The following is a 3,843-nucleotide window of genomic DNA, read 5'->3' on the forward strand; positions in this document are numbered from 1 at the left end:
CACCGTCCCGCCAGTCCGCGCGTCAGCGGCGCTCCCGGCGATGTTCAGCGCGATCTGCCCGCAGTTATCCGGGTCCCCCTGGCTCGGGCATACGACGAGGCCGTCCATCGGGTCGGGCTCGATCGAGGAGGGCGCGACGCGCAGATCGGTCAGCTTGATGTCGTCGACGAACCAGCCGTCGTCCTGGTCGTTCACCTGGAGCGGAGTCCCGTAGAGTTCGGGCTCGAGAAACGACCTGTACTCGCCGAACCCCCACCCTCCGCCCGTCTGGGAGACCCAGCGGAGCCTCGCCTCCCGCCCCGCGAACGCGGAGAGATCAAACGTCTCCCGAGCCCACACACCGCTCCCGGCGGTGCCATGCTCGAGATACGAGCCGCAGGCCGGGTCCGCGATCCACGAGCAGTTCGGATCCGCAGTCCGATTCGTCGTGGAGCCGCAATCCCTGTCGACGGAATCGTTCCCATCGACGTCCACGTTGCACGTCAGATCACTGCCGTACGGATCCCCCATATCGGACCACTGCGGCTGGTTCGCGCATAGTGTGTCGTCGAGCGGCGCGCTCTGGTCGTCTCCCGGATCGAACTCGCAGATCGGGGCGATATCCTGGCCGAGGGAATTGTACGGATTCTCGGATGGGGAAATCCGCCGCCACGGCTCGAAGCGCCCCGTCCCCGGATCCAGCACGCTCACCTGGACCTGGCCTCCGGCGAAGGTCCCGCCGGCCCCGGCGCTGTTGCACTTGTCATCGCAGAAAGAAACGATCTGCCAGAACTCGAGCTTCGAGCTCGTCCCCAGGTTTACCGGATCGGCGACGAAGGCCGAGGTCTGGCGGAACCGGTACGTGTCCCCAAGCGTGCTCACCGCGTCGGTGTGCCGGCCGAGGTGCATCGATCGGAGGCCGCTGTGCGCCTTGCCTCCGTCGGGCGCGCAGCTCGACGCGAAACCGGGTCGCGCGTCGTAGACGGGATCGCATCCCTCGAAGGCCGAGTGAAGGTGCCAATCGTTCTCCGAGGGGATGACGACGCAGTGCTCCTCCTGGACCAGATCGATGAGGACACCGTCGTACGCCCTGCACAGCCGACCGCTCACGCCGAGCGGCGCCGGTCCACCTCCGGCGGCGTGCCCGAGGATGTCGTCGTTCGGATCGGGGATCCCGTGCAGCGGATCGTTCGGATCCGCCGCTGGGAAGAGGCGCGTCCACTGCATCGATCCATCGCCGTTCCGATCGGTGTCGAAGTCCTCGCAGAGGGAGCCGGGCTCGGCGAGGTGCGCGCCGCTGAAGCCGCCGCCGAGCTTGGTCCCGCCGCAGGCGTTCGCAATCCGGGGAGCGTGGTGGATGTCCTGATCGAGCGTGACGTCGAAGGACTGATCGGGAGCGTTCCCCTGGATCCCGTCGGCCGCCACCGTCAGGACAAAGTGCGCCCCCGCGAAGGCCCCGGGAGTCGATTGGCCGGTCACCGGGCTCGCGATAAACCTCAGCGCGCCGGCCGGCGTCGCTACGGTCCCGGACGTCGGGAGCGTCCCCACGAAGACCTGGCCCCGGAGGACGCAGCCGACCGTCGCCGACGGGGAGTAGATCCCCAGCGTCGCGTTCAGAAGGGGTCGCGGCGCCCCGAGCGCGTCGAGCGTGTGGTTCGCGACCGTGAGCCGCACCGACGCCACCTCGCCGGGATCGACGTACCCGTCAGGGACGTTCGAGCAGACGCCGCTCCCGGGGAGGCCTGGGGTGTCGCACTCGGCGTTCGTGCGTCCAGGGCACGGCTCCGGAACCACCGGGTCGTCCCCGGGATTGGGATGCCCGGCGGTGCAGACGGGATCCGCGGAGCCGTCGTCGGTGATCGCGATCGCGGTAAGCGAGATCGAGGCGATTTCGGAGGGCTGTGCGCCAGCCCACGACGAGGTCGCCGCCAGAACCAGGAGACCGACGCAGGACGACTTCATCGGCGGGGACCTCCGGGCGAAGAGGCAATCCGATGGCGGGCAGCCGGAATATACCCGGAGGCATGCCGGGCGACCACCGGAATCGTCCCGAGCTAGACCTTCCCGAGGAGCACCATCGACCCGGTCGGCTGCGGCGACCCTCCCGCCGGCTCGTCGGTGATCGCGGTGGCGACGAGGTTCCCGAGCCCCGCGGGGACCTCGAACCGGACGGTCGCGGTCCCGGAGCTGTCGGTGTCGAAGGTCCCGGCGCTGATCTTCGCCCCGGCGGTGACGAACCAGAGCTGGTACGTCTTCCCCGGCCCGGCGGGGGGTAGGCTGGCGACGTAGACCTGCCAGTAGCCTCCGGCGCGATCCCAGAAGACGCGCGCCCCGGCCTTCGGCCGATCCGGCTGCCCCTGGAGGTCGATCACGGTGACGCCCGGGGAGCTGACGAGCTGGATCGACTCGCGGGCGCGAAGGACCTGGGCCTTGAGCGACGCCATCTCCTCGGTCTGCCGCTCGAGCCGCCCCTGCTGCTCCTCGACCCGCGCGGCGAGGGACGCCGTCTCCGCCGCGTGGCGGCCGGAGACGATGCGGGCGGTGACGAAGCTGGCGAGAAGAGCCGCGACCACCGAGGCCGCGGCCGCCGAGGTCCAGACGAGACGCCTCTGACGGGCGGCGGTCCCGGCGGGGGGCGAGGCCGCGACGGGCGGGCGGACCGGCGCCTTCCCTTCCTGGGCCGACTCCCTGCGGATGCGGGCCATCAGGCGGGCCTTGACGATCTCGGAGGGCTCCTCCCTCGGCAGATCGTGCGGCAGGAGTGCGAGCGTCTCGCTGTACGCGGCGAGGTCGGCGGCGCACCGGGTGCACCCCGACTCGAGGTGCTCGCGGATCACGCGCTCCTCGTCGGGCTCGAGGAGGTCAAGGAGGCGGAGCGGCAGCGCTTCGCGGATGTCATCGCAACGCATCGCGCCCTCCTTCTCCCCGCATCGGTCCCCTCATGCTCCGAACCGCCTCTCGATCGCCTGACGAAGGGTCATCATCCCCTGGCGGATGTGCGTCTTCACGGTGCCGAGGGGCTGGGCGAGCTTCTCCGCGATCTCGGAGTGCGACAGGCCGCCGTAGTAGGCCAGCTCCAGCGCCTCCCTCTGCGATGGCTGAAGCTCCGCGAGCGCCCCCGCGATGAGCACTCGCTTCTCCTCCCGGGCCACCGCCTCCGCCGGATCGCTCTCTGCCGCCGCGGCCGCCGGCCGGATCTCCTCCTCGCGCGCCAGCGTCGCCGCCCCCGCCTCGCGCCGTCCCCGCGCTCTCAGCCTGTCGATGGCGCGGCTGCGGCAGAGATTGACGAGCCAACCCTCCACGGTCGCCCGGCTGCGGTCGTACCCGGTCGCCTGGCGCCACACCTGGAGAAAGACGTCCCCGAGCACCTCCTCCGCCTCGGCGCGCTCCCTAATGATGCGGAGCGACAGGGCGAAGACGAGGGAGCGGTGGCGGTCGTACAGGCGGGCGAGCGCCTGCTGATCGCGCGAGGCAATCCGGGACACGAGGGATTCGTCGGTCTCTGTGGACTCGGGTGACATTTGTCCTGGCTGCCGGCCTCTCAGGGGACTACGCCTCCGGGGCGCGCCCGGATTCGGAGCGCCAATATACCAGAGCCCTCAGGGATCGAGCTTTCGCCCCTCCGGATCGAAGATCGCCGGCCGCGCCCAACCGAGCCGCGCCAGAAGATGCTGCCCGCTCGTCCTCAGGCACCCCAGGCCGTACGCGATCGCGCGGGCGAAGCCGATCGACGAAGAGGCGTCGTGGTACGACGTCGGACAGGAGAGCTCGCCGACGCGGAAGCCGAAGCGGATCGCCTGCGCGAGCATCTGGTTGTCGAAGACGAAGTCGTCCGAGTTCTCGAGAAGGGGAAGCCTCAGCAGC

Annotated in this window: 4 protein-coding genes; all 4 read right to left on the reverse strand. The window is 70.2% G+C overall.

Annotation, left to right across the window (positions count from 1 at the left end; all coding sequences use genetic code 11):
• Positions 1–1,941 (reverse strand): hypothetical protein (locus tag HY049_06015; GenBank protein MBI3448458.1); only part of this gene is annotated, 1,941 nt, incomplete at its 3' end.
• Between the two features lie 92 nt (positions 1,942–2,033).
• Positions 2,034–2,888 carry an anti-sigma factor gene (locus HY049_06020; GenBank protein MBI3448459.1) on the reverse strand — a complete coding sequence of 285 codons (855 nt, stop codon included), beginning with the start codon at positions 2,886–2,888 and terminating at the stop codon, positions 2,034–2,036.
• Between the two features lie 30 nt (positions 2,889–2,918).
• Entirely contained in the window at positions 2,919–3,464 is a 546-nt protein-coding gene (locus tag HY049_06025; GenBank protein ID MBI3448460.1) for a sigma-70 family RNA polymerase sigma factor, read from the reverse strand.
• Positions 3,465–3,578: 114 nt separating this feature from the next.
• Positions 3,579–3,843: glycosyltransferase family 2 protein (locus HY049_06030; protein ID MBI3448461.1), on the reverse strand; the 265-nt coding region annotated here is incomplete at its 5' end.

It is taken from the genome of Acidobacteriota bacterium, from assembly GCA_016195325.1.
In the GTDB taxonomy this organism is placed as follows: Bacteria; Acidobacteriota; Polarisedimenticolia; order JACPZX01; family JACPZX01; genus JACPZX01.